Source organism: Paractinoplanes durhamensis (genome assembly GCF_016862175.1).
GTDB lineage: Bacteria > Actinomycetota > Actinomycetes > Mycobacteriales > Micromonosporaceae > Actinoplanes > Actinoplanes durhamensis.
Genome location: NZ_BOML01000114.1, coordinates 1 through 2537, shown reverse-complemented (window position 1 = coordinate 2537; position 2537 = coordinate 1). Strand labels below are relative to the sequence as shown.

The following is a 2537-nucleotide window of genomic DNA, read 5'->3' as shown; positions in this document are numbered from 1 at the left end:
GTGGCCTTATTGTCAGCGCTCACGGAATTCCCCCAGCAAGCCGTGATCCGCTCACGTAATTCCCCCAGTCGGCGCTCGCCATGGCAGAGGGCGGTCGCTCGTCGTCCGCGGCGTCGGGCCGGCGGGCGTAAGGGCAAAGAGCAGCACCGAGGAGGGGACGGGGCAAGGTCCCAGCGGATGGTCCAGCTGGTTTCGGCCCGGCCTGTTGGGCCGTCGCTCGTCGTCCCCCAGGGGAATTCCGTGAGCCGATGCCAGAGGAAACCCGTGAGCGCCCACATTATTGCGATCATGCAGGCAGGCACCGTATCCACAGCAGGCGAGACAGCGCTGCGCATGAATCAACTACAGCTGTATGTGACTGAAGGTGATGTACAGCACAGCAACGCCCAGATCGCGCTGCGCGACGCCAGCCTGGCCAACACACCGGCGGCACGGCAGCAGGCAGCAAGCGATCTGAAGGACATCGCCGCGGAAACCGACGCACTCGGTGTCACGGTCGGGAAACTGGTCGTGGGCACGCCTGAAGACATCCGCACGGCAGTGACCGCCTGGCAGAAGTCACTGACGGACTACATGACCGCAGCCGGCCCAGCCGCGACCCGGCTCTCCGCGCTGCCCGCCACATCCGCACAGGCCAAGTCAATCCTCGACGAGGATGCGGCCCGGGTGGCCGAGGTAGACGCCCTCACGGACAAGGCCGAGCAACTCCTCGCCGCCCAGACACAGGCCACGTCGGCCGAGCTCACCGCAGCCCAGTCCACTCTCCGGACCTCGGTCATCTCGACGGCGGTCATCGGAGTCGCGCTCGTCGTTCTCCTGGCCCTGCTGATCTCCCGCTCCATCACCCGGCCGGTGGCGGAGATGGTAAGCAGGCTACAGGCCGTGGCCGGCAAAGACCTGACCGTCACCGTCGACGTGACTCGCCGCGACGAGATCGGGGCGATGGGCCGAGCCCTGGCCGAGGCCCTGGCGAACCTGCGATCCACCATGACCCAACTGATCGACTCCGCCACCACCCTGACCACCTCCGCCGGAGAGCTGGATGCGATGGCGTCGACCATGCAGCACAGCGCTCAGACGACCGCCCAGCAAGCCGAGCAGGTCTCCGCGTCAGCGGGTGAGGTCTCCTCCGGAACGGAAACGATGGCCGCCGCCACCGAACAGATGAGCACCTCGATCAGGGACATCGCCACCAACGCCTCCTCGGCCGCCAGTGTGGCCCAGGAAGCGGTCAAGGAAGCGGCTCAGACATCGCAGGCGATGGCAAGGCTGGGCCAGGCCAGCAGCGAGATCGGGGAGATCGTCCGGTCGATCACCGCCATCGCCGAACAGACGAACCTGCTCGCGCTCAATGCCACCATCGAAGCAGCCCGGGCCGGCGAATCCGGCAAGGGATTCGCGGTAGTGGCCAGCGAGGTCAAGGATCTCGCCCAGGCCACGGCCCAGGCGACACAGGACATCGCCGAGAAGATCGACGCCATCCAACAGACCGCCACCGAGGCCACCGAGGCAATGCACGGCATCGGTACGGTGATCGACCGGATGAACGAATACCAGGGCATGATCGCCGCAGCGGTGGAGGAACAATCCGCCACGACCAGTGAGCTGACCCGCAACGTGACCGGCGTGGCCGGCAACGCGACCAGCATCGCCACCAACATCGGACAGGTCGCCTCGGCCGCCTCCACCACCTCCGACAACGCCGGCCGAACCCAACAGACGGCAGGTCAGTTCGGCACGATGGCGACCCGGATGCACGAGCTGATCTCACAATTCCGCACCTGAACCCACAGTCCGCGCGCTCGGGCCACCATCAGCCACCCACCGTTCGCCGTAGCATCGTCACACCGATCCGACCTATCGCCGGCCGGTGCAGCAAGCGAGCCACGGGGATGAGAGTTGCCGAGACTCCGTGCCCAGTGCGCAGCGACCGTATGGAGACCGCTGCGTGGGATACGCACAGGAAAAGCGGAACTGGACGCGCACTGCACACCCTGCTCGGTGTCACCGTCCACGGATCTCATTGACCGCCGCACCGCCGGTCGTCCCGTGTTTCACGGCGGACAGCCGGGCTGAACGCGTGCGGCGATGGCGTCGACAGTCGTGCCCTGACTACGCCGCCCCTGCAGGCTCCAACGATCCGCGCCCGAGGCGCCGACGTCCTCGGACCAGGGGTCGCAAAGGGCCCGCTTCTTTTGGAGGGAGCTACGAGCCGACGATCATGAAGGCCGGTCCGCGTCTTACCTGGCCGTAGCCGGCCAACAGGACAAAGAGCCGACAACACCAAGAAATGACCGCTTGAGCGGCGACATACTCCCTGATCAGCGCGCATCTGGCTGAAGTGGTTCGCGCACTGCCAACAATCGATTCGCTTTTGCCCTGTTCAGGGTATTTAGTGGACCATACTTGGCGGCATAAGAACCACATTCCCCCAGCTCAGGGCCCAGTCGTGACGCTACCGGCCGTCGGCCGACGCACACCCTGATCGATTTATCGCCGGTCGCCCACCGCAGCGACGCAATGCCGATCCGGTCCAC

Annotated in this window: 1 protein-coding gene; it reads left to right on the top strand. The window is 65.9% G+C overall.

Annotated features, from left to right (window positions below):
• Window positions 1-264 precede the first annotated feature (264 nt).
• Window positions 265-1785, top strand: coding sequence for a methyl-accepting chemotaxis protein (locus tag Adu01nite_RS47325; RefSeq protein ID WP_203735987.1), 1521 nt, complete (start codon window positions 265-267; stop codon window positions 1783-1785).
• Window positions 1786-2537: the final 752 nt, after the last annotated feature.